The sequence below is a fragment of the Paenibacillus sp. 01T442 genome, from assembly GCF_056398345.1.
The window spans coordinates 20071-43647 of the sequence record NZ_JBFTPF010000027.1; the positions used below are offsets into that span (position 1 = coordinate 20071).

A 23577-nucleotide genomic window follows, 5' to 3' on the forward strand; every position below is an offset into this window, starting at 1 on the left:
GTATTTTTTCCATTTATTTGAGTGTGGCGGGAGGGAGGTGATTGAGTGTGAGAAGGGTAGCGTGTTGCGGGTGAGGTAGATGAGGGGTAAGAGTGGCGTGTGGTTCGTGTGATAGATGAATGAGTAAAGAGTAGCGTGTGGTTCGTGTGATAGATGAATGAGTAAAGAGTAGCGTGTGGTGGGTGAGGTAGATGAGTGCGTATGTGGCGATGCACAAACCCCTCGCCAAAAACCCCCTCCACGTCGAGCCTAGCTCATACGCAGAAGGGGTGAACAGTCTTATGATTTCCACTTGTCGATCATTTCACATCACGATCATTTCACCCACTGAAACGGGGTTGTATTAAAAAATAAGTCCGGATTGGCCTGAATATTATGCGCCCAGAACGTAAAATGCAGATGCGGCCCGGTGGAAAAGCCCGTCGTGCCGACAAGCCCGATAATGTCGCCCTGCTTAACGCGGTCGCCAGGTTTGACACGCAGCTCGGAGAGATGCGCGTACTGAGAGAACAGCCCCATCCCATGGTCAATGTAGATGGAATTGCCGGTCAAATACAGGAGTTCCGCTAACGCGACAACTCCATCGTTCGTAGCCTTGATCGGCGTGCCTTCTTTGGCGGCCAGATCAAGGGCCATATGCGCGCTGTCGTATTTCCCGTTCACATAACGGGTGTACCCATACGGCGTGGTCAAAATCCCCTCGACCGGCTTCACGAATGGCCCGCTAAACAAGAAACTCGGCTCCGACTTGCTGCGCGCCAGATCGATCTTCTTCTGATCGGCGTTGATGCGCGTCGTATCCTGTTTCATGCTTTCCATTTGCTCAGTAACCTTCAAATACTGCGTCTCGAACTTCTTCGCCTTGATGGTCAGCGTCTGATCACCAATCGGATACGTGCCTGCCTTCACACTCATCGAGATTGGCAAATACGTGAAATATCCCGCTTCATAAGGTTGAAGTGTGTAGGTTTTGCCCTGCCAAGTGATACTGCCCGGCTCCTTATGGCGCACAAGTACAATATCTCCCGGCGATGCCTGCTCCGGTATGAGCTTCCAGTTAGCACCCATGGCTGCTTTGGCGCCAGCTTCATCTTTATAGAGCAACGCCTCTGCTTTGAGCTGAGTCAAATGGGCTTTCACCCCTTGAATGGCCGCCTTCGCGTMCTCCGTCATGCCATCTATCCAACTCTGCCCACCATCCACCGTGAGCACGAGTGGGCTTTTGCTATTCGTTGTGCTTGGTAATAGCGCCCAACCAATCTTCGGCGTCACGAACTGTGACTGCTTCACATCAAACATAGTCCCGTTCAGCGTAACAATATCCACGCTCGGGCTTCCTGAGGTTGCCGTAGCCGTAGCTGAAGCTCCTTCCGCCGCACTCCCAGTCCCGCTCTCCAAGCTCAGCAACTTTGTGATCGCTTCCAATCCATTCGTAGCCGCTTCGCCATCTGTCGGCAGAGCTTCCGTACTTGTGGCTTCCTGCCAATGGGCTCCCCCATCCGTAGTATGAGCCATCCCGTCCGCATACTTCACCCAGCCTCTATCCAGATCAAGCATGCGGAACTCCACAGCTACACGAGGTGTTGGGGTTGGTACTGGTGTTGCCGCTACGATATCAGGTACCTCCTTATTCGAAGAGGTCGATGTTTCAAATGGTGAGTCTCCAATGAAAATGACCGCACCAGCAGCTAGGATGCAAGCACCGACCAGCAGCGGCCATTGGCGCCGTTTTCTAGGTTTCACAGACATGCCTACCTCCTAAAGGTTGACGAGGGTTGTCCTCTTGCTAACACCGTCGTCTCTGATTTCACTCTTCTCATGGTAACACAAAAAACCCGAAGACAGCTATGTCTCCGGGTTCTATAACGCTATATTTGTACGCCCTTTTTGAGCGTTTTCTGATCACTATTCGTGTTATTAACTAATGGAAGTAACTTGACACTTCGAACCATTGTGGACTGACATAAATGACATGTCGGCACGTGATCGAATGCAAAATTATCTCGCATCCAGCCTTTACAGCCTTCATTTTCACAAGACCATACCGTCACATTTTCTAGAGGCATCTCTTCAAGCGACTTTTTTCTGGAATACATGGATAAACCTCCTTAGAGTGTACTAAGCGTCAGATAGCTTTAAATTGAAAAAGACTGCCATTACTTAAGTAAAGGCAGTCTTTTTAATTATATTACAGTTTTACAACGTTTTCTGCTTGTGGTCCGCGGTTACCTTGAACTACGCTGAATTCAACGGATTGACCTTCGTCCAAAGTTTTGAAACCGTCACCTTGGATTGCGGAGAAGTGAACGAATACATCGTTGCCGCCTTCAACTTCGATGAAACCGAAACCTTTTTCTGCGTTAAACCATTTTACTGTACCAGTAGCCATTGTGAAATACCTCCAAAAATTATTAACATGTTTTTTATTCTTCAAAGAGAAAAAATTCACACATTGTATAAGGTTCACTAACAAAAATGAAAACCCTTTACAATATGTGAATTCAGGTTCTATTTGTCGATTGGATTTATCATAACACACCACTTATGAAAACGCAAACTATTTCCAAACTTTTACTAGTGTATTTTTTGAAAAAGCAGCCCCAACTTTAGTCTAGGTTGCCCATTGGTCTCCAGACGGTTTGATGCGCAGGGCAGGGGGACTATACTTGACGTATCGAGTTTAGGAGGGTTTTCATCGTGTATAACGCAAGTATTCAAACTATATTAGCCGTAAGTGTTTTATTCGTCATTTTCACATGGATCGGAAGCGTCAAGGCTTCCCGATTATTGTACAGTGGAAGCTTAGAGAAACTGCACCGTAAGACGCGCAAGCTGCTTTTCTGGGCATGGTTTCCCATCATTCCTGCAGCAGCAATTGTAGCTGCCATTGTCTGGCTGCAGATGAATATGGACCCGATTTTCTGGAAGGACCGCATCTTCCTAGAAGCGCCGCTAGTCGTTATTCCTCTTTTGAGCATATGGTTCGTGGCCGTTCCTAAGTTGCTGAAGCTTCGCTCGCTAACCAAGATAAGCTTAGCCGAAAGTGGTACCACAATTGAGCCTGCTATGTTCCAAAGAGCCGCTAGCCCTGGACTTATATTTCCTTATCAATTAACCGCGCTTAGCGCAGTAACGTCATTATATTTCACCTTTGTACCGCCAGTTCCTTTCCAATGGTTAGAAATCAGCATTCCGCTCGCAGTCTTTATTGTCTTAGCCGCTGGACTTTGGTTGAGGCACGATCTGCGTGCCAAGCAGGTACGTAAAGCACCTAACTATCAAGCACCTCGACTATTGGCGCGCTTTGGTGCCATGACAGGCGTTCTCGTCGTGACTGCTGGTATCGGCTACTATTTCATTACATTCGCAATGGACAAAAGCGTACTGCCAGCCGAGATCGACATGGCCAGCGGAACGCATGATTACGGCGGCGGCGCAGTAAGCGAGCACACTGGTCATGACATGACCGCTATGTCCAATATGCCGGGCATGGTATCAGTGGCCGACCTAACGGGCCCGAAAGAGGGCACGCCAGATCGTCGTTTTACACTCGTAGCGCAGAAAAAAACGGTCACACTCAGCTCGGGCAAAACGGTGGATGCTTGGACCTACAATGGTCAAATCCCTGGACCTGAGCTTCGTATGAAAGAAGGCGAACTCATTGAAGTCACGCTAACGAACGAAGATATTGATGTTGGCGTTACCGCCCATTGGCACGGTTTAGATGTACCAAACGCCGAAGATGGCGTTGCTGGAGCCACACAAAATGCGGTTATGCCAGGTGAAACCTATACGTACCGTTTTCGCGCTGAACAGGTGGGCAGCTTCTGGTACCATTCCCATCAGGATTCACAAGAAGCGGTAAGTAAAGGGCTTTTCGGAGCGTTAATTGTAGACCCTAAAGAGGTTGCAGATACAACAACATTTACAATTCCGTTCAAAGATATCACAGTTATGACCCATCGTTGGAAGAATACGTTCGCTATTGGCGCCAATGATGAATTGGACCGTCAAATAGTCGCTCCTGGGACGCCTGTCCGTATGCGACTCATTAACACAGATGATTGGGTCAATCAAACCTATACGCTCGTGGGTACTCCTTTTGAAGTGGCGGCTATCGATGGGACAGATCTGAATAAGCCGGATCTCATGACCAATACACGTGTCATTGTGCCAACTGGGGGACGATTTGATCTAACGTTTGTCATGCCGGATCATCCTGTTTATTTACATGTGGGAACGAATAAAAACGGAGGCATTCTTCTGTCAACTGATGGCCAAGGGAACGTTCCTGAGCTGCCGCAAACCGTAGCTTTCGATCCGCTTACCTATGGCAGTCCGAAGGCCACACMTTTTGATGCGAGCAGCAAATATGATCGAGATTTCACATTAATTTTAGATAATAAACTAGGCTTCTATAACAGAAATTTCGATTTCCTCTATACGTTGAATGGAAAAGTGTTCCCAGATGCGCCGATGTTCATGGTGAAGGAAGGGGATCTGGTTAAAACGACGTTCGTCAATCGTGGAAATGTCGAACATCCGATGCATTTGCATGGTCACCATGTGCTCGTCCTTTCCCGCAATGGCAAGCCTTCTACAGGCAGTCCATGGTGGTCGGATACACTAGATGTTCAGCCTGGTGAAACGTATGAGGTCGCTTTCGTTGCTAATAATCCCGGACTATGGATGGATCACTGTCATAACCTTGTGCACGCTGCCGCGGGGATGTCGATGCATTTGATGTATGAGGGGATCACAACGCCATTTTCAGTAGGAAGTGCAACGTTGAACCATCCAGAGTGACGGCATTCACCATTTCGACAAGATTGGAAGACGTATTTTCAAAAAAGAGGGAGGGCATGTCACATTAACTTACACACAATTGACAAAACATCCCCTGGCAGTTTACTCTAAAAGAGGAAGGCACGACAAATTGCATATCACCTCTTTCGTATAACCTTAATAATTGGATTAAGGGTCTCTACTTAGAAACCGTAAATTTCTAGCTACGAAAAATGTGCACTGAGCAACAGGCATATTTTTCATGGCTAGTTTTTTTGTGCCTATAGTTCATATATTAGGGGAGTAGGAGGTTTTGATCGATGACAACGATTTTAATTAAAGATGCTCAGATCGTAACCATGAATCGTGGCGGAGACATTATAACGGGGGATATTTTGATCGAAAATGATCGCATTACCGCGATCGGACCCGATTTGAACCCTACACATGCAGATAAAATCATTAACGCCAAGAATCGCACGATCATTCCAGGCTTTGTTCAGACACATATTCACCTGTGCCAGACGTTGTTCCGCGGTAAAGGGGACGATCTCGAGCTTATGGATTGGTTGAAAAAGCGGATTTGGCCGCTTGAAGCTTCCCATGATGAGGAGTCGATCTACTATTCGGCGATGCTCGGTATCGGTGAACTGATTCAAAGCGGCACCACAACGATCGTGGATATGGAGACGGTGCACCATACGGATTTTGCCTTTCAGGCGATCGCCGAGAGCGGCATTCGGGCATTGTCAGGCAAGGTGATGATGGACAAAGGGGATGAAGTTCCTTTTGCTCTGCAGGAAAATACGACAGAATCGCTGCAACAAAGCGTTGATTTGCTTGAAAAATGGAACGGACACGATGACGGGCGTATCCAGTACGCGTTCTCACCGCGTTTCGTCATCTCGTGTACGGAAGAGTTGCTGCGCGAGGTGCGCAATTTGTCGGAACAGTACAACGTGAAGGTCCACACGCACGCTTCTGAAAATCTCGGTGAAATCGAGATCGTGCAAGCTGAAACCGGCATGCGCAACGTCGTCTACCTCGATCATCTCGGTTTAGCGAATGAGCGTTTGATCCTCGCGCACTGCATTTGGCTCGATGAGCAAGAGAAACGCATCATCCACGAGCGTGGCGTGCACGTCAGCCACTGTCCGGGCTCTAACCTGAAACTGGCTTCAGGGATCGCCGAGACGCCGGAGATGCTTAAGATGGACATCTCGGTCAGCCTAGGGGCAGATGGCGCGCCGTGCAACAACAATCTCGATATGTTTAACGAGATGCGGCTCGCTGCGCTCATCCAGAAGCCCGTGCACGGACCGACAGCGATGAACGCGCAGACGGTGTTCCGCATGGCGACCATCGGCGGCGCTCGCGCCGTTGGCATGGCTGATGAGATCGGCAGTCTCGAAGTCGGCAAGAAGGCCGACCTCGCGATCCTCGATCTCGATAACTTCCACACGTATCCGTCTTACGACGTGGATCCGATCTCGCGCATCGTCTACTCGGCGACGCGTGCTGATGTCGAAACGACCATCATCAATGGTCGGATCGTCATGGAAAACCGCATTCTGCGGACGGTTGATAAGGACATCGTCCTGCCCGAGGCGAACCGCTCGATTCAGCGGTTATTGAAGAGAGCGAATCTCCGCTGAGTTTCATACGTAGCTCAAAAACCCCCAACAAATCCTCCTAAAGCGTAGGATTTGTTGGGGGTTCTTCATCTCGGCAGGCTAACTACTCTTACCACGCACATAACACAAAGGTACCTTAACCACCACAAATTTTCCCTTCCATCCAACAAAACATGTAAAATGTACAGCTATTTATCTCATAATCGACTATAAATAKGGAGTAGATGGAGAATGTACAGTTAATTTCGGCAGATTCCCGTAAAAGGAGCAGTTCATGTGAAAATAGATGGATGTTTTCCATTTATCTTGCTTTTTAGCTAGTTTTACAAGAAATTACCTACATGTTTTACAGTTAAAATTGAAGACTAGTGAATCAACCCCAGCCACTTCCAATAAGGCACACACAGAAGCGCAAGCAGCAACACGGCTAATCCATAAGCAAAGGCAACCTTCTGGCCTTGTCGATGGCTAAATGCTTTCCCTTCGGAACTATAGTAAGCCGTCAAATACGTCGGCGATTGATACGCGAAAAAGAAGGGGTCTGTTGATAATAGTACCACGAATACGAGGATCCATGGATGCACGCCTGCTTGATCGGCAAGCGGCAGGAGCGCCGTAACCAGTAAAATAACAGCGGGATCGTCCCTGACGATCAGCGTGACGATGAACGAGAGCACGATAACGGCGGCTAGAAAGAAGAACGGCGACGTTACGAAGACGCCCATATGCTGACCCAGGAACGAAGACAGGGCTTCGACAAGTCCAAGCTCGTTGGCGGCCGCCGAGAAGCTGAAGGCTACGCCAAGGAACAGAAGGAACGTCCAGTCGATGCCGGTGGAAATGGTTTTGCGGTCCAACACGCCGCTGATGACGAGTACAGCAAAACCAATAAGCATAATCCAAGCGCTGTCGATGCCATGGAGCGGTTGTAATACCAGCATGATGATGCAGCTCAAGACGGTTACAACGGCAATACGCTCCTCGCACGTCAGCGGTCCTAGCAGCCGTAACTGCTCGTCTAGGACGTCGGCAGCGATCGGCTTGGCGGAAGCTGTTTTACGGAACATAATGAAGATCATGGCAAGCAGCACGCTGCTAAATATGACAAATGCCGGTAAGGCATAGATAAACCATTGAATCCAGTTCACAGGCGAAGCGCTGGTGACCAATCCGAAGGCCAGTACGTTCGTGTACGAGCCTGTGAGCACGAACGGCGCTGTAAAGCCGTAGAACAGCATGGCGGTAAGGCCTAAGCCTGCTGCGCCGTGACTGCGCGCTCCGAATCCCATGGATTCGGACAGCGTCTGGGCAATCGGCACGCCGAGTGATACCTTCGCTGAGGAGGAAGGAATCATCGGGTTCAGCATGATACCGCCGGCCACGATGCCCCACAGCTGCCCGCGATAGTTAGCGGGGAAGCGCTTGAGGGCATGAAGGGAGAAGCGGTATAAGAAGCCCGACTTCGTAATCACGGCGCTCATCGCCATGATGAAGATCATGTACAGCCAGGTCGGCGAGGCGAAGCCCGACAATGCCACTTCGGGCTCGACGAGTCCGCCGAGCACCCACAGCATGGCCATGCCCAAGGCTACGATGTAGTCGGGCATGATGTTCACGATCCAGAGGATCACGGCGGCTAAGCCGATCCCGATGAAGTCCATGCCGTGGCGGGACAACCCCGCGACGGGCTCGGCGATGTGGAAGCCGAGCACCGAGGCCACGGCCAAGATGATTGCCGCTAGGCCGAGCCAGCGGCTGCGATCACCAAGCCGCCCCGCGCCTGCGGCGAGGCGCTCGCTCTTGCTTCTGGCCAGCATCTGCTTGGCCAGACCGAAGCTCTGGTCGCCGCTGCGCTTGGCCGACCCCGATCCCGACAGCGCGGTTGCCTCCGCGAGCTGCAAATACTCGAGCGCAAGCTGGTTTCGCCCCAGCTTGCGGCACAGATCAGCACCCCACTCGTAGACGGTGGTGAGCTGCTGCGCCGAATAAGCGGCGCCTCGCTGATCCAGCGCCGCCTCAACGATGGCCAAGCCCGCTTCAGGCGCGTGTTCCACGCAGTAGCGGACATAGGCCCACAAGACCGCGTAGCGCGCGACGAGCAGCTCGTCCGGGCAGCGCCGAAGCGCTTGGCCGATCACGCCTTGCTGCCGCTCAGACTCGGCCAGGGCAGCTTCTGCTGCTATCTTTGTCTTCTCTGCCCGCTCTCCAACCAGGCGTTCAGCCTTCTCTCCTTCTTCCCGCCTCGCTTTCACCGTTTGTCCTGCTGCCTTTACTTGCCCCGGCTCCGCCCATTCACCTGCTGCAATAGCCGCCACATTCAGCGCCAGTTCCCACTCGTTGCGCGCAGCATAAACCTCAACCATCGACGACCAATCGCCTTCGGCCTGATAGTAAGCCAAAGCCTGATCCACCCACAGCTGCTGCTGACGCTCACCATACCTTTGTGGCAGGATGTCGAGCAGGACACGCGCGATTTCGGGCCGCATGTGAACAGAATCACGCTCCACGTCCTGCTGGACGAACCGTCCTAGCGCAGCGTAAGCCTGATTGGCTTCTTCTATGGTCATACCAAATAGATGCTTAAGCAGTCCATCACGCACACTTGGCAAGCAAGCACACGCGAAAAAGAAGTCCCGCAATAACGCCGGCAGCAACTCCACCTCATGCAGTACCCATTGCGCTTTCGCTTCTTTGGAGGCTTGCAATCGACCATTGGTTGATACCAATCGCTGCGAAAGCAGTCGAATGAAATAGGAAGAGATCTGCGGCTGCTCGACGACTAACCGATCGAAGGTTTCTCGATCAATGTAGTAGAGAACGCTTTCTACAGCTACGATAGCCGTTGCCGATCTGGGCTCGTTCGTTAACAGCGCCATTTCCCCGAGCGTATCCCCATCCTGTAAGCTCACGAGCGACTGGCGTGTACTATCTTGCTTCTGAGAGAACAGTTCGATTCGGCCGCTCTCAATCAGATACATGCTGTCACCAGGATCACCTTGCTCGAAAAGCATGTCTCCCGCTTGTCCTTTCACCATGTCCAATTTGCCCAGAAGCTTGGCTAACTCTATGTTAGAGAAGTCCTTAAACATCTCCATATCTTTAATCGCCACGACTGATCTACTCTCCTTGCGTGATGCTATGAAAACACCCAAGCTACTAACTCCAAGAATACTGTACGCTTGGTATGACATTTTTGTCTACAAAAATTCCTAACAGCCTCCGAACGCAAAAGAAAGACCCTTAACTAAGTTAAGGGTCTTTCTAGAGAATGCTATATTTGCAAGCTGAAGCTTACAGTTTTACAACGTTCTCAGCTTGTGGTCCGCGGTTGCCTTGAACTACGTTGAACTCAACGCGTTGGCCTTCGTCCAAAGATTTGAAACCTTCGCCAGTGATTGCGGAGAAATGTACGAATACATCGTTTCCACCTTCAACTTCGATAAATCCAAATCCTTTTTCTGCGTTAAACCATTTAACTGTTCCTACTGCCATGGGTAATACCTCCAAAGTTTTATTAACATGTCTTTTTTCTTGTTTCGAACAAAAAAATTACACATTGGAAAAGGTTTCATTTACTTAAATGATAACCCTTTGCAATACGCAATTCAGGTTTTCCCTTTAAGACTATTAATACTGTACCACACTATATTAGGTATTGCAATTATACCTGAGAGGGATTTATTACTAAAGCAACGAAGGCTTCCCTATCGTCAATTTTAAGTGCTATAGCTAGTGCTAATGCGACATCTTTCGACGGGATGATTCGACCATTTTCGATTGAATTTAGGATGGAATAGCTGACCCCTGCTTTCTCGCCAAGCTTACGCAATGTGAGATTTTGTTGTTGTCGCAGCTCTTTGAGCCGATTGTGGAAGGCCATGCTGGCCTCACCTCAACTTTCCTTATTTATTTGTTTTTGAATTTCAGTTCTAATTTTGTCGAATGGGTCTTCCCAGTGCGGCGGTTTGATGGTTTTGCCCATTTCATTCTTATGAACCTTCCCATCGGGCCAAACCTTGGACATATTCGCGTGCTGAACAATATCAAAAATTGGTCCAGGCTCTACACCCATTTCTACAAGTGTCCCTAGCACAAAATACAACTCATCAATCATAGCATCTACTTCATCTTCTAACGTAGCTGCTTCTTCAAATTCATTAAGCTCTTCTTGCATCCATGCCAGACGCGCGGCTTTACGCTGAGCAGATAGGCGCTGTGGTGATGCGCCCACTGGGTGCTCGAACGTTTCATGGAATTTCTTAACAGCTTCAAAGGCTAGCTTTAATGTCATAGTATCTGATCTCCCTTAACATGGTTATAGTTTTCTACTATATACCACCCGAAGGGATTGTGGTCAATATCTCTGATGTTATTTAAAATGGCGTCCCATAATAAAACGGTCTTTCCAATAACCAGCGTTCATTTCACGTACAACAACGCCAGAACTGGTCGTATTGCTAATGAACTGCCCGTTACCGATATAAATACCCACATGATTAATAACGCCAGGCTTCGATGTACTAAACATCACCAAGTCGCCCTTGCTTAGGCTTGTCTTCTTCGAGACCAGGGTTCCTAATTTCGCTTGCGCTTTGGAGCCCCAAGGGATTGTAATCCCATTTTTACTAAAAACGAGCTGCGTATAGGCGGAGCAATCCAGAATAAGACGGCTCGTGTTTCTCGTACCAAATCGGTAAGTAACCTTTCCGATGTACGACTTCGCAGTGCGCAGGATACTGTCTACACGGGATGTGCTCGTCGCTGTAGCTGACGCGGCAGCTACAGCCCCATTCGTCGTTGTCGTGGCAGCAGAGGCTGCTTGCGGGCTTAGCAACGCCGTTCCTGCGACTAACATGGACAGACTTAAGCCTACGACCGAATGAGTAAGGCGGTTCTTCTTCACAAAAATCATGATTGATTTCCTCCTTTGGTATTTAAATATAAGTTTGTTGGACCTGCTACTACCATAGCACATGCCAAATGACCTAATATTTAACAGATAAGGAGGAAAGTCGCGCCACACCTAATTGTAGGCATTATTCTGAGAATTGTCTGAGAATTTCATGAGAGTCAATCTCTTGACAGAAATGAATCCGCTTTATCACCAGTATGCTCCTGGCGGAACTCCGATGGTGTAGCTCCATATTTCTTCTTAAACACTTGAGAGAAGTGTCTCATATCTTGATAGCCGATGCGCTCAGCAACGTCCGCCAGCTTCATCTTGGGATTCAGCAGCAGCTGTTTGGCCTGCTCTAATCGCAGGTTAATGACGAATTCCTTGAATCCCTGACCTGTCTTCTGCTTAAACAGCTGGCTAAAATAAACAGGGTTCAAATACACAATCGACGCCACTTTCTCTAGTGAAAGATCCTCTTGATAGTGCGTGCGCATATATTGGAGAGCAACCTCAACAGAACGGTCGCTGCCGCTGGCATGATGCTCATAGACCTGTGTCGTTGAGGCTTGCCGCATGCGTTGAACCTCCGCAGGCACCGACTGGAACTGCTCGATTCGTTCTGTACTCATGATTTGGAAAGGTACCTTCAAATATTTAATAAGGTGACAGCGCAGATCCTCCACGAGCTGGCCGATGCTCGTGCCTTCTGGAGGCGTGACAAGCCCTAGCAGGCTCTTGCTATCATGCACGGTTACAAAACCCTTACCGTAACGGTCAATCAGCTCTTGCAGAACGTTCTCGATAATGAAATTCTCGAGGAACACTGCTTTATCGGTCTCCATTTTAACCATAATTAAGTGGAAATTGGGATGCTGCTCCACGAAAGGGCCCATATCAATACGCCCCGTATCTAGACCCTGCACCCAGCGTTGGAAGACCGCTTCTTGCAAATATTTACGATTCGTCTTCAGCAGCTCCGCTTCCTCAATCAGTTCCGTATCATGAGCAATTTCCTCGCTCAGTTTCCTGATCATTTCGCTCAATACCTCTTTGCCTATCGGCTTCAGCAAATAATCTTTCGCCCCTAGACGCACAGCCTCTTGGGCATAGGAGAATTCCGAGTACGCCGAGATTACGACCCATTTGACATGGGGATGACGGCTTCGCGACATATTCATGAGCTCTAAGCCGGTCATCCCTGGCATGAGAATGTCTGTTAACACGATGTGTATGGATTGACTCCGCAGTATCGTGATGGCTTGCTCCGCGTTAGAGGCCAAATGTATGGTGTGCTCAGGAAAGCGATTCTGCAGCGTACGTTGAATGCCTTCTCGAATAATCGTCTCGTCATCCACAATTAGAATATCCATGGTTGTTATACCCCCTTGCGAGGTAGCGGCATCGCGATGATCACCGTGGTTCCTACCTCTTGTTTGCTTTCGATTCGAAGCCCATACGCGTCTCCGAACATTAATGCAATACGCCGATGGACATTGGTGAGTCCGATACCCCGTCGTGTCTTGCCGTCTTGTACGAGTTGGGATTTGTTGGCCGTATCATCTTTGTACGAGAATCGATCGCCAATCATGCGAGCATCCTCCTCGAGCTTTTCCTGCATCTGACGCAGAAGATCTTGCTCAATCCCCACACCATTATCGGAAATGATAATATGAAGCTCTTGCTCGTGCACCTGCGTGAACACCCGCAGCACACCTGGCTCCCGCTTCGGTTCAAGACCGTATTTAACGGCATTCTCGATTATGGGCTGCAGGGTCATCTTCGGTAAGGTCACATCCAGCCACTCGGTATCTATCTGTATCTCGGTTCGGACTCTGCCCTCCAGCCGATTCTCAATAATCGTCATATAATGACGCATCTGATCCAGCTCTTGCTGCAGCGTCGTTTTCGAAGCTTCTTGCCAATCACTGCTGTACCGGAACATATGCGACAGCGCTAAGATAACTTTCCCCAGCCGATCGTTCTCCCGTTCATCCAGCATCCAATAAATCATATCTAGTGTGTTGTAGAGAAAATGCGGATTTACCTGAGACTGGAGGGCGTGCAACTCTGCATTTTTCTCACTCATCGAAGACAGTGTAATCCGTTCAATTAACTCATCCATCCGGTTCACCATTCGATTAAAGGAGGATACAAGGGAATTAATCTCCTCGAACGACCTAACCGTTACGGAGCCCTTGAAATTCCCCATCTCGACCTGTTTCATCTCTCGGATAAGCAGTTTCAGAGGGGAAGCAATGTTCTGCGAGATCAAACTTGCCAAAGCGGTAGAAAGAATAATGAGGACGATAATCACGACATATAAGTATTCCCGCGTTTTAACAATTTCAGCATTGATATCACCCTTAGGGGTTAAACCAAAAACGGTCCAATTCGACATTTTCGCATTGGCAGCTACAATCAATTGATCCGTCTGATCATCGACGATGATTTCATTTTTATAAGGACGCGGAAGTCCGTTAAAAGAGGGAGAGTTCTTCTTATCTTCCGCAGTCGTTGCGATTAAGCGATTATCCTGATCTACGATGTATACACGGCTGTTCGGGCTAATCGTAACGTTGGACAGAGCAGCTAGAATCGGCTGCGGATTCGTTTCGATCAGCATGACGCCGATGACGCGGTGGTCGGTCAGATCGAACAGCTTTCTGCCAAAGACAAACATCGGATCACGCTGAAACTGATTGATAACAGAGCCTTGTACGAGACCTAACCAAACCATCTCCCCCGTGGAGTCCTGCAGCTTCTTATACCACTCCGCAGAGGAATAATTCGCATCGATTACGCTATCAAAGCCGCGTTCGTAATTATAATTTTTGCCAGCATTCGTAACGACATGGATGCCGACAATATCATCCCGCGAGTAATAAATGGCCCCTAGAATATTCGTAATCGTACGCTCATTGAAAATGCTTGTTGTCACATCAGGATTGCTATCCCGTTCTTCAATTAAGCGAATCATTTCATTGTTACTATTCAGGGATTTTGTAATACTGTCATACCCTTGCAGAAGCAAATCAAATAAACCTACAGTTTGTGAAATGTTTTTCTGAGCTAAATCGTTAATCTTGTTATGTATGATTTGCGTCGTTTTCTGATAGTACAAAAAACTAACAATCAACACCAGCACAAGCATCGAGGAGATGAATAGCATAAATAGCCGATTATGAATGGAATTAAGGCCCCGTTTCACACTAATCGCGATCCCCTTTCCTAAGGCAGTATTTGCTATTTTACCATAGTCCTATTAGAAATAGAAAAAAGCGAGGGGTGAAGTTAACCCTTCACCGCTCCCGCTACCATACCTTTTGTAATTTTGTCCGCTAATAAGAAGTACACGATAATCACTGGCAACGCACCTAGTACAAGGAATGCCCCGATCGCGCCATAGTTAACGGAATATTGACTGACGAAGCTGTTCACCCCGAAAGGAAGCGTCTTAAGCCGCTCGGACGAAATAAACGTCGCTGCTAAGATGTACTCGTTCCAGATGTTAATGAAGGTAAGGATACACACCGTCATCATCGGAGGGACAGAAATCGGAAGAATGATCCCCGTGAAGATTTTGAAGATCCCCGCGCCATCCACGACAGCCGACTCCTCAATCTCTGCCGGAATGGATTTCATAAAGCCGCTGAGGATAAAGACCGCAACTGGCGTTTGAAACGCGATATAGGGCAGAATGATCGAAAGATGCGTGTTCAGGATGTGCATGTTTTTGAAAATAATCATAAGCGGCAATAAGGTTGCCTGCATGGGAACCATCATCCCGATCAGGAAGATGACCATGACGAGCTGCCCGTACTTCCATTTGAACCGCGTAATGGCAAAAGCCGTTAAGGAACTCAAGAAGAGAACACATACCATTGTAATTAAGGTAACGAAGAGGCTGTTCTTCAAGTACTGGAAGTAATGCCCCGACTTGATCGCATTCGTGAAGTTGCTCCATTGGAGCACATGCGGCAGTGAGAAGAACCGCCCAGACAGGATTTCTTCATTCGTTTTGAGGGAATAAATGAACAGCCAAAGCAATGGATATACCTGTGTGACCACAAGTAAGGATAGAAATATAACAACAAGAACCTTTAGGATAGAGAAGCTTTTGCGTCTCCGGATGATGGCAGGTTTAGCCGAAGCTACATCCCTGGCGTTTAACATGGTGACACTCCCCTTCCTACGTATATTTTTTCTCTAGTTGGTTGAATATCGAGTTAATAATGACGGTTGCCACGAGACATACCACTACCAAGAAGGCTGCAATCGCGCTTCCGTAACCATATTTCAGGGATAGGAAGGAATTGTTGTACATCAAGGTGGAGATGACATCTGTCGCATGTGCAGGTCCGCCGCCTGTCATGACCATAATCATGTCAAACGCTTGTAAGGAACCGATGAAGGCTAGGACGATCGATATTTTGAAAATCGGAATATTCATAGGGAAAGTGATATACCAGTCGGCTTTCAGCCCTTCTGCTCCATCCAGACGCGCAGCTTCATAGATATCAGCTGGAATGTTCTGAATACCAGTAAACTGGATTAATGTGTGATAACCCAAGTACTGCCATAGGGCTACGAAATAAAGGGAGTACATAGCAATTTTCGGATCTGTTAACCATGATCTCGTCCAGCTATGTAAGTTTAGTAAATCTAGGACTTGATTGAGCATACCGCCCATTGACGCTGGATTGTAAATTGTTTTCCACAATTGTCCAATGATAACAACTGATAAAATTACCGGTAAAAAGTAAGCAGAAACAAGGAAATTCGGTTTTTTGATAAAACGATTTAGTAAAATGGCTACGCCCAATGCAATCGGGATTTCACACATGGAAAACACAGCAAACATTAATGTGCGTTTGACAGATGGCCAGAATACAGGATCATGGAAAAGCATCGTACGGAAGTTCTCTAAACCAATGAACTTCGATGTGCCAATCCCATTCCATTCCAGCAATCCACTGTACATGGACACGAGAATAGGTACAAACACAAGACCGACATAAATGATCAAACAGGGCAGTACAAACATGGCAATCGTCCACTTGGAGACTCTTAACACATTCACTTGGCTCGCCTCCTTCATGKGGTTAGATATACCCATGGGGAACTTACCTTAGCACCTCCGAGGCGCTCCAGGTAAATTCCCTATTGGGCTACTACATCAAATCAATTTATTTATTTCTTTTTGTTTGTGTCGTAAGCTGTTTGGTGCTCTTTCGCTACAGTTGCAGGATCAACTTTTTGTACGAAAAGGTTTTGAATGCTAGTTAAGTGACCTTGTGCCGTTCCTGGGTTCATCGTGTTATCGAACGCTAGGTCGCCGCCTTTAACTTTCTTGAACAAGCCAAGAACATCCATCGCCATATCGGAGTATCCAGCAGCTTTAAAGTCGCCGTCAACTTTTTGACCTACACCAACAGCACCTTTAACTTTGAATGCTTCTTTCGGGTAGTTCAACATGAAGTAGTTCAAGAAATCTTTGGTTTCTTTCAAGTGCTTGCTGTTTGCAGAGATAGCGAATGCGGATCCTGGAGCCAACATGAATTCATCAGGGTTACCTTTACCTTTAACAGTAGGGAATTGGAACACGCCAACTTTACCGTTAACGGAAGAAGTTTCGATACCGCCAGTTGCCCAGCTACCCATGTAGTACATAGCCGCTTTACCTGTTTTGAACAAGTTCTCGCCTGCGTTGTAATCAAATGAAGTTGCGCCTTCTTGGAACGCGCCAGCTTGGATCAAGTCTTCGAAAGAGCTAACTGCATCCGTGAATGCTGGATCAGCGAATGTTTTCTTACCGTCAACAACAGCTTGCAAGAATCCAGGGCCGCCGTTGGTGCGAAGCAATACGTTCATGAATAAGAAGGAACCCGTCCACGAGTCTTTTTCACCGATCGCCATTGGCTGAATGCCTTTGGATTTCAAGATCTTTACGTCCTCAACCATTTCTTCGAAGGTTTTGGGAACATCTGCAATACCAGCTTGTTTGAACAAGTCTTTGTTGTAATAAATAACACCGATGTTGTTACCGTCTGGCAACGCGTAAATGTTCTTGTTGAAGCTGTAGAAGTCAAGAATTCCACTTTGGAACGTATCTTTAAGTCCGTTTTGCTCAACCATGTCATTCAATGGTGCGAATAGGCCCGCATCTACGAAAGGTTGCATTTGTGCAGCTGGGTTAACGATTGTGATATCAGGCACTTCTTTGGAAGCTGCTTGAGTTTTCAATTTAAGCTTTTGTTGATCCGTGTTCAGGGAATCAAGCTCAATTTTGATGTTAGGGTTTTTAGTTTGGTAGTCAGCAACGATTTTTTTCAACATGCCGTTTTTCGGATCTGTCGGATCTGGATATATATTTTGGAATGTGATCGTAATGTTTTCAGCTTTTGCTGTAGCAGCTGGAGCTGTTGATGCGCCTGCAGCCGGTGAAGCCGTGCTTTTGCTATCTCCGTTTGAACCACATGCTGTTAAACTGATGGCTAGCATGCTTGCCCCTATCACTTGTAGTGCTTTATACTTTTTCACCAATGTAAATCCCCCTCGTTCGTTTTGAGTGAATGTCTTTATGTCCTTATTATGCCGTGAAATTGGTACCCCTTACAATGTGTGAACTTCAGGTATGATGTTTGATTTCTATAGATTTATCTCTGCACCTTAACTTTCCCCCTAGGGTGGTTATTTATGAGAAAGATGGCATTTAGCGCTGAAAATCGGGGGATAAAAACAAAGAAAAAACGACCTCCTATAGCTTGCGCTGATAGATAGGTCGCTGATTTGCGGGATACTTTAATAAGCCTTTGGAACTTCTACACGGTGCGTGATGCCATCTTCCGTGAAGTAAATATGAACGTCGAAACCTTGGTCATCCATGAAATAGGAAACATATTTCGGCTCGCCATGCTTGATTGGTACAAGCAATGTTGCGATACGGTGGCTACGGGAGGATGTCGTCGTTGCCTTCAAATGATAGTGCGGCGGTAAACCTTCAATCTCCGATTGATCGATGTCGGTAAAGCTCTGATGCTGGGACAATTGGAGTTCCCCAGAGGAACAATAGACGAAACGGCCGTCCATATCGGCCTTACGACCTTGGACTTTGAATGTTTGTCCGTTCAACTTCATCTCATACAGCGTCTGGAACAGCCAATCTACGGTACCCGCCTGTGTGAGATCGATATGATCGACAACTACTACGTAAGTGCCGAAGAAGTAAAGTTCACGTACATACCGCTCTAGGTAGGGAACGTATTCTTGGTAGGCTGCGGTTGCGTTAGCGCGGGAATAACCGTAGCCTTTGCGCTGCTCAGCAATTTCCACAAAACCATTAGCCGCCATATTTAGTACTTTGTTTTTTTCGGCGTATTGACCGAGACCGTCGATCAAAATATTGTTCGTCGAGCGCGTCTGTCTGCGCCAATTCATATGCATCGTGGAGCTGAACGCCACGTAGTAGCCGCTTTCAATGGCCAGCGGCTCGCCGTAGGCATGCAGCAAGAAGCCATTTTGATCGCCATGACTGTGGCTGACAGATCCGTATTTGCTGCTCTTCGTGAGGAGCATAATGTGACGCTCCGGATCCGCCATATTGGAGTGAAAGGCAACCCAGTCAATGTCACGGAACCATTTGACCGACTGAATATTCGCATCGGTAGGTGCGATCGCTTCAATCTGCGGATAGTCGTGACGATATACCATTTCATCAAATCGGAAGTCCCACCAACCATAGTTGTAAAACTTCATTTCTGAATCTGTATCTGTCTCGCGAACACGTTCATAATACCATTGGTACAAACCGTTTCCTGTCACACCTGCAAATTGACGAATGTTGAAGCCCGTTTTCAAGCTGACGGGATCCCCCAATGTCGACTGATCGCCGAAGCTTGCACGCAAGGTGTCTGGGCTGAACGCATACAGCGGGAAATCACCTGTTTTTGCGAAAAATGGTCGTTTGTAAAAGTTAATGCCTGTATATTTCTTCAGCAAATTCATCGCTTCCGTAACAAAAGCCATGCCCGTCGTCCAATACATCGGACCTTCGGCCCAGCCCCCGTCCGGCCCGCCCCACGGCGAGTAGAGACAAGCATAATATTCAAGGGTATAGTCCAACCATTCTTGAACCTCTGGCTCTTCCTGCAAAAGCACAATACAGCAAGGCACAAGCACACTAGATAAAGAGCGTACGGCGTGACTGTCGAACGGTACATGATGAATTTTGGAATGTTCGATAACATGTTGCGCGATTTGGCGTGTACGTTCGAGCAGAACGTGACGAATATGCTTTCGTTCATCTTCGGATAGTTGATCATAGAGCCAGTCATAGCCCCAGGCGATGGCGCCAGCCATTCGGAAGGACGCCTCATCGTTATAGTCACGGCTCGTCGTCCCTTTAACGTCCCAAGTACTGATGTGAAGCAGCCAGGTTTTGGCACGATCTAATAGCGTAGCATCGTTGAGCAACTGGCCTGCTACTGCCAAATGACGCACCGCATACAAGGCTTCTTGTGTATCCATATACATTTGCCGCCACAATTTGGCTACTCGCTTATTTCCTGGGTAATGAAGCGGCTCCGCAATCAGATCTCGTTCGATCCATGGTTTGACAGACTTCTCATAGAAAACATCCCATTCGCAATAGCTTGGATCCGTCGCTAAAGCGGTGCGGAAGGCTTCTACTTCGGAAGCTTGCAGCCATAATCGTGGATGCTGCGTCGAGACCTCTGCATAGCGCTTAGCTCTGCTTGGCAGCGGTGTTTCAGGCAAATCTGCCGGTACTTCGAAGCGGCGAATGCAGCTCCATGCCGTTTGTTCGCCATTTTCTTCGAGCAATGCATAGCGCCAGTAGTATGTGCCTGCGTTGAGTGCAGCATCAGGTGTGTATAAATTATATGGAATCGGTTGAACAGTCTGCGTTTCGGCAGGTTCGAAAGCCTCTGATTGTGCGATCTGCAGCACATAACGATCGTGCTCCAGCTGTGCGGGAATCCACGTGAAGCGAGGTGGATTTTCCAGCAACACCGTCTTCTCATTCGGCTCGTATTGTACGGTTAACACACCGCTCTGCGGTTCGTAAAGTGGCGATAATGACATGGATTGTTCCCCTCCAGGTTTGGTTCTGTAAGGCTTATGATGATAAGGATTTAGGTGAAGCATGATGGAATATGAAATATGAATGCGACTTATATAGAATTTAATAGTGATTTTGCGAATTTTGGCGTTGCGTTTGTCTTTCGAGCAAAAGCCCGAATGACAAATTACAGAATTTGTAATCCCTTATCTGTCATTAATCGTACGCGGACTGCACCGCTTGATTGACCAGGAACGGTGATAATGATTTCATTGCCCGTCAGCTGCGTTAGCTGAACTGTATGGCCCGCGCGATAGACATGAATGAAATCCGCCCTACGGTCATTACGGCGATGAAGCATCGCTGTAAGTGAGCGACAAGGATCCACGGCATCGCCGGGTGTCTGAACAGCCACAATCTCATCACCCGGTTGAACGAGTGCGGAGTGGAAGATGACAGCGTCTGAGTTCGTGAGGTTGTAAGAAGCTTGCAGTTCACCCACGCCATTACCGGCAATCCCTTCAGTGGGTACAAATCTGCTAGTAATCGGCAGTTGCTGCTCCTTGAGCGTCGTTACGTCCCCTACTTTCTCAGCGACAAGCAATGGATAACTAGCCTCAGGTTTAAGTGGTTGTTGCAAAGCTTCTACCGCTACGACAGGGTGCATCCACCATTCAATCGCTTGCGGTTGATCACCAGAAAGCTCAACTTGGAACCAGTCCAACATCCAATCCTCCGTAAGCAAAAGATGTCGATTCATCGTACAGCCTACATAGCCTTCCGTCGATTGAATCCAAGCGTAAACCGAAGTTTCTGTCGCTTCATAGTGCTTCAGGCGCCCTTCATGCGGCGCTTGCGATTGACCTGCCAGCGAAACCGTGTTGTGGCTGGCTGTCTCTGCGAACCACGATCTGCGCATGGACGAGCCGTAAGGCACCATCCCCAGATCGGGTGTCAGGGTTTGATCTCGGTGCATCAACGTCAGATGCAGCTTGTCGTAGTGGCCGTGGGAACCGCCGTGCTCACCGAAATCGGCGAGGAACGACAGCGGGTTCCCCGCGATGCGGCCGATGACGAAGCCAGCGTCCGGCCAGAGCCGCGATCTGCGCGGCTCTGAAGCTGCGGCGCGGTCAGCGCCTCCGCCGTAGAGCAGCGCCTCAAGCTGCTCGTTTCCGGCAGCGCCTAGCTGCCGGTACGCTTCGCGCAGCACCTTCGCGAGGCCGGCGATGCCGTAGATCGCAAGCCCCTGCTCCGCGATCTCGGCGATTTCGCGGGCGTAAGGGCCTCGCTCCAGCGGCCCGTCATGCAGGGCCGGCAAAGCGCCCTGGTCGTCGGCTAAGTCGGCCAACGCTTCGAGCATGCCACGCATGGACTGCCCCTCTGCGCCTGTTGTGGCGTAGAGGTCAATGCCGAAGCGCTCCGCCATTTCGGCAGCGATGAGATAGGCACGAAGCACGAATACATGGTAATACGTGCTTCCTTCGAATTCGAATTGATCGGCTTTCACGCCGATGGAGAGATGATGAATGAAGCCGCCTTGGCCTTCAATAAGCGCTTCAAGTAGCGCTTGCTCGCCACGAGCCGCGTACACACAAGATAAGGACGCATTCAGCCAAGCGGTATAGTTGTTCTCCGCATTGTTCCGCTCATGGATCAAAATATGCCGGTACTCCTCCATACTTCCCGCCAACAAACCTAAGAACACGTCGATTGCCACTTGTTCCTTCGCGTCAAAGGTAATGCCTCCATCGCGAAGCAGTAAATAGGCTCGTATCAGCGTAGTAGACCAAATCGCCTCCGTCAGTGCTTGGTGGAAGGCTCGTCCCTTTAGCATCCAGCTCTGTGCTTCCGGATGCACCGGGTAGTGCGGGAACTGCTCCGCATACTCGACAAGCAAACGTTTACTAATCTGTGCATAGGAAACGTCACCCAGCGCTGCATAAACAGCGGCCGACTGCAACGCCACTCGTGCCAAGGACTGGTGTTTAAACACAAGCCAAGCACCACGATAGGCATCACCTGTGATCACACACCCGTGTGGGCACAGAAATTCTGAAGCATCTACAAAGCTTTCATCGAACGTCAGTTCGGTATGATGGTGTGGACAAACATACTGGTGCCACCAACCACCAGGTTCTTTAGGAACGACCAGGCTGCCTGCTTGCTGCAGCCTGTCGATTTCTTCTTTAAGTTTGTGAGCGGTTTGACCCGCCCACGTTAATGTCTCTACTTTAGCGGCCAAAGGGATCGCGGTACTCATCGCATCATCATCCCGCCGTTGATTTCAATCGTTTCACCTGTTACATAAGCAGCTAAATTGGAAGCCAGGTAAAGAACTGCGCCAGCTACATCATCTGGTGTTCCTTCACGTTGCAGTGGAATGCCATTGATTGTTGCTTGGCGCGCAGCATCCGTTGTGAATGTCGCGTGGAACATCGTATTGCCGATGAAACCCGGTGAAACGTTGTTCACTGTGATGCCGCTAGCTGCAACTTCTTTCGCCAAACCTTTCGAGAACGTAAGAACTGCTGCTTTACTTGCTGCATAAATGCTGGATCCTGGTCCACCGCCATTATGAGCTGCAACGGATGTCATGTTGATGATGCGGCCGTAGCCTTTTTCCTTCATCCCAGGGATCACTCGTTTGGATACGAATACTGTGCTTTTCAAGTTTACATCCATGATGCGATCATACATTTCTTCAAACATATCAGCATTCGGTACACGTTGTACTAAGTGACCTGCGTTGTTTACAAGAATATCGATCGTTCCACCCAAAGCTTGCTCCACTTCGGTCACAAGTCTGTCGATTTGCTCCAAACTCGTTACATCTGCTTGTACAAGTACCGCTTCCCCACCTAATGCTTGGATTTCTGCAACAACTTCCTGTCCTTGTGCCACATTGTTCAAGCAGTTCACGCCTACTTTCGCACCGTTGCTAGCCAATGCTAACGCAATTGCGCGTCCAATCCCTGCATTCGATCCTGTTACAAGCGCTATTTTCCCCGTTAAGTTGATGTTCATTGTGGTATCCTCCCATGGATATAAATCTATTTTTATTTGAATCGCTGCTTATGCAGCGTAACTACCTGTAATTGTAATGGACACGAGCGACGCTATTTCTATAAAAGCAGACAGTTTCCTCGTGTAACGGACACCAGAGACGCTATTTACTGTTTGGG

General features: G+C 48.5%; 18 protein-coding genes and 1 riboswitch. Of the genes, 2 read left to right on the forward strand and 16 right to left on the reverse strand.

The features are described from left to right. Nucleotides 1–315: 315 nt before the first annotated feature. The 3 genes from AC1DLM_RS19915 to AC1DLM_RS19925 form a co-directional block, all read right to left on the reverse strand. Nucleotides 316–1749, reverse strand: coding sequence for a M23 family metallopeptidase (locus tag AC1DLM_RS19915; protein ID WP_477570932.1), 1434 nt, complete (start codon nucleotides 1747–1749; stop codon nucleotides 316–318). A gap of 119 nt (nucleotides 1750–1868) precedes the next feature. Beyond that, entirely contained in the window at nucleotides 1869–2096 is a 228-nt protein-coding gene (locus tag AC1DLM_RS19920) for a cold-shock protein (RefSeq protein ID WP_056622331.1), read from the reverse strand. 92 nt (nucleotides 2097–2188) lie between these two features. After that, the gene (locus AC1DLM_RS19925; protein WP_047679716.1) at nucleotides 2189–2389 is read right to left on the reverse strand and encodes a cold-shock protein; all 201 of its coding nucleotides are present in this window, start codon (nucleotides 2387–2389) and stop codon (nucleotides 2189–2191) included. Between the two features lie 308 nt (nucleotides 2390–2697). On the opposite strand from AC1DLM_RS19925, the gene AC1DLM_RS19930 reads away from it, so the two are divergent. After that, nucleotides 2698–4806 (forward strand): multicopper oxidase family protein, encoded by a 2109-nt coding sequence (locus tag AC1DLM_RS19930; RefSeq protein ID WP_477570933.1) that lies wholly within the window; start codon nucleotides 2698–2700, stop codon nucleotides 4804–4806. 126 nt (nucleotides 4807–4932) lie between these two features. Then, nucleotides 4933–5032, forward strand: a riboswitch (purine riboswitch). A gap of 73 nt (nucleotides 5033–5105) precedes the next feature. Beyond that, on the forward strand, nucleotides 5106–6440 hold the full coding sequence (locus AC1DLM_RS19935; protein ID WP_477570934.1) for a 5'-deoxyadenosine deaminase: 1335 nt from the start codon (nucleotides 5106–5108) through the stop codon (nucleotides 6438–6440). 344 nt (nucleotides 6441–6784) lie between these two features. On the opposite strand, the gene AC1DLM_RS19940 is transcribed toward AC1DLM_RS19935, so the two are convergent. The 13 genes from AC1DLM_RS19940 to AC1DLM_RS20000 form a co-directional block, all read right to left on the reverse strand. Further along, on the reverse strand, nucleotides 6785–9529 hold the full coding sequence (locus tag AC1DLM_RS19940) for an SLC13 family permease (RefSeq protein WP_477570935.1): 2745 nt from the start codon (nucleotides 9527–9529) through the stop codon (nucleotides 6785–6787). A 181-nt stretch (nucleotides 9530–9710) separates the two neighbouring features. After that, nucleotides 9711–9911 carry a cold-shock protein gene (locus tag AC1DLM_RS19945; RefSeq protein WP_028555213.1) on the reverse strand — a complete coding sequence of 67 codons (201 nt, stop codon included), beginning with the start codon at nucleotides 9909–9911 and terminating at the stop codon, nucleotides 9711–9713. Between the two features lie 169 nt (nucleotides 9912–10080). After that, nucleotides 10081–10299, reverse strand: a complete 219-nt coding sequence (locus tag AC1DLM_RS19950; protein ID WP_441991168.1) for a helix-turn-helix domain-containing protein — start codon at nucleotides 10297–10299, stop codon at nucleotides 10081–10083. A 12-nt stretch (nucleotides 10300–10311) separates the two neighbouring features. Next, nucleotides 10312–10710: a pyrophosphohydrolase domain-containing protein gene (locus AC1DLM_RS19955; RefSeq protein ID WP_477570936.1), complete on the reverse strand. Its 399-nt coding sequence runs from the start codon at nucleotides 10708–10710 to the stop codon at nucleotides 10312–10314. A 78-nt stretch (nucleotides 10711–10788) separates the two neighbouring features. Then, nucleotides 10789–11331 carry a C40 family peptidase gene (locus AC1DLM_RS19960; protein ID WP_477570937.1) on the reverse strand — a complete coding sequence of 181 codons (543 nt, stop codon included), beginning with the start codon at nucleotides 11329–11331 and terminating at the stop codon, nucleotides 10789–10791. Nucleotides 11332–11489: 158 nt separating this feature from the next. Next, on the reverse strand, nucleotides 11490–12686 hold the full coding sequence (locus tag AC1DLM_RS19965; protein WP_477570938.1) for a response regulator: 1197 nt from the start codon (nucleotides 12684–12686) through the stop codon (nucleotides 11490–11492). Nucleotides 12687–12691: 5 nt separating this feature from the next. Next, complete coding sequence (locus AC1DLM_RS19970) at nucleotides 12692–14524, reverse strand: sensor histidine kinase (protein ID WP_477570939.1); 1833 nt, start codon at nucleotides 14522–14524, stop codon at nucleotides 12692–12694. Between the two features lie 83 nt (nucleotides 14525–14607). Continuing rightward, entirely contained in the window at nucleotides 14608–15489 is an 882-nt protein-coding gene (locus tag AC1DLM_RS19975; protein ID WP_171633585.1) for a carbohydrate ABC transporter permease, read from the reverse strand. A 16-nt stretch (nucleotides 15490–15505) separates the two neighbouring features. After that, nucleotides 15506–16396, reverse strand: coding sequence for a carbohydrate ABC transporter permease (locus AC1DLM_RS19980; protein ID WP_477570940.1), 891 nt, complete (start codon nucleotides 16394–16396; stop codon nucleotides 15506–15508). 110 nt (nucleotides 16397–16506) lie between these two features. Further along, nucleotides 16507–17817 (reverse strand): extracellular solute-binding protein, encoded by a 1311-nt coding sequence (locus AC1DLM_RS19985; protein ID WP_477570956.1) that lies wholly within the window; start codon nucleotides 17815–17817, stop codon nucleotides 16507–16509. Between the two features lie 300 nt (nucleotides 17818–18117). Beyond that, a complete protein-coding gene (locus AC1DLM_RS19990) occupies nucleotides 18118–20418 on the reverse strand; it encodes a DUF4962 domain-containing protein (RefSeq protein WP_477570941.1) in 2301 nt (766 codons plus the stop codon). Nucleotides 20419–20582: 164 nt separating this feature from the next. Then, nucleotides 20583–22655 (reverse strand): heparinase II/III domain-containing protein, encoded by a 2073-nt coding sequence (locus tag AC1DLM_RS19995; RefSeq protein WP_477570942.1) that lies wholly within the window; start codon nucleotides 22653–22655, stop codon nucleotides 20583–20585. Beyond that, on the reverse strand, nucleotides 22652–23419 hold the full coding sequence (locus AC1DLM_RS20000) for an SDR family NAD(P)-dependent oxidoreductase (protein WP_477570943.1): 768 nt from the start codon (nucleotides 23417–23419) through the stop codon (nucleotides 22652–22654). The genes AC1DLM_RS19995 and AC1DLM_RS20000 overlap by 4 nt, the downstream gene beginning before the upstream one ends. Nucleotides 23420–23577: the final 158 nt, after the last annotated feature.

Bases quoted from the DNA above. Each gene is read 5' to 3' on its own strand.
- AC1DLM_RS19920 (WP_056622331.1), bottom strand. From the start codon at position 2,096: ATGTATTCCAGAAAAAAGTCGCTTGAAGAGATGCCTCTAGAAAATGTG.
- AC1DLM_RS19925 (WP_047679716.1), bottom strand. From the start codon at position 2,389: ATGGCTACTGGTACAGTAAAATGGTTTAACGCAGAAAAAGGTTTCGGT.
- AC1DLM_RS19935 (WP_477570934.1), top strand. From the start codon at position 5,106: ATGACAACGATTTTAATTAAAGATGCTCAGATCGTAACCATGAATCGT.
- AC1DLM_RS19945 (WP_028555213.1), bottom strand. From the start codon at position 9,911: ATGGCAGTAGGAACAGTTAAATGGTTTAACGCAGAAAAAGGATTTGGA.
- AC1DLM_RS19950 (WP_441991168.1), bottom strand. From the start codon at position 10,299: ATGGCCTTCCACAATCGGCTCAAAGAGCTGCGACAACAACAAAATCTC.
- AC1DLM_RS19955 (WP_477570936.1), bottom strand. From the start codon at position 10,710: ATGACATTAAAGCTAGCCTTTGAAGCTGTTAAGAAATTCCATGAAACG.
- AC1DLM_RS19960 (WP_477570937.1), bottom strand. From the start codon at position 11,331: ATGATTTTTGTGAAGAAGAACCGCCTTACTCATTCGGTCGTAGGCTTA.
- AC1DLM_RS19965 (WP_477570938.1), bottom strand. From the start codon at position 12,686: ATGGATATTCTAATTGTGGATGACGAGACGATTATTCGAGAAGGCATT.
- AC1DLM_RS19975 (WP_171633585.1), bottom strand. From the start codon at position 15,489: ATGTTAAACGCCAGGGATGTAGCTTCGGCTAAACCTGCCATCATCCGG.
- AC1DLM_RS19985 (WP_477570956.1), bottom strand. From the start codon at position 17,817: ATGCTAGCCATCAGTTTAACAGCATGTGGTTCAAACGGAGATAGCAAA.
- AC1DLM_RS19990 (WP_477570941.1), bottom strand. From the start codon at position 20,418: ATGTCATTATCGCCACTTTACGAACCGCAGAGCGGTGTGTTAACCGTA.
- AC1DLM_RS19995 (WP_477570942.1), bottom strand. From the start codon at position 22,655: ATGAGTACCGCGATCCCTTTGGCCGCTAAAGTAGAGACATTAACGTGG.
- AC1DLM_RS20000 (WP_477570943.1), bottom strand. From the start codon at position 23,419: ATGAACATCAACTTAACGGGGAAAATAGCGCTTGTAACAGGATCGAAT.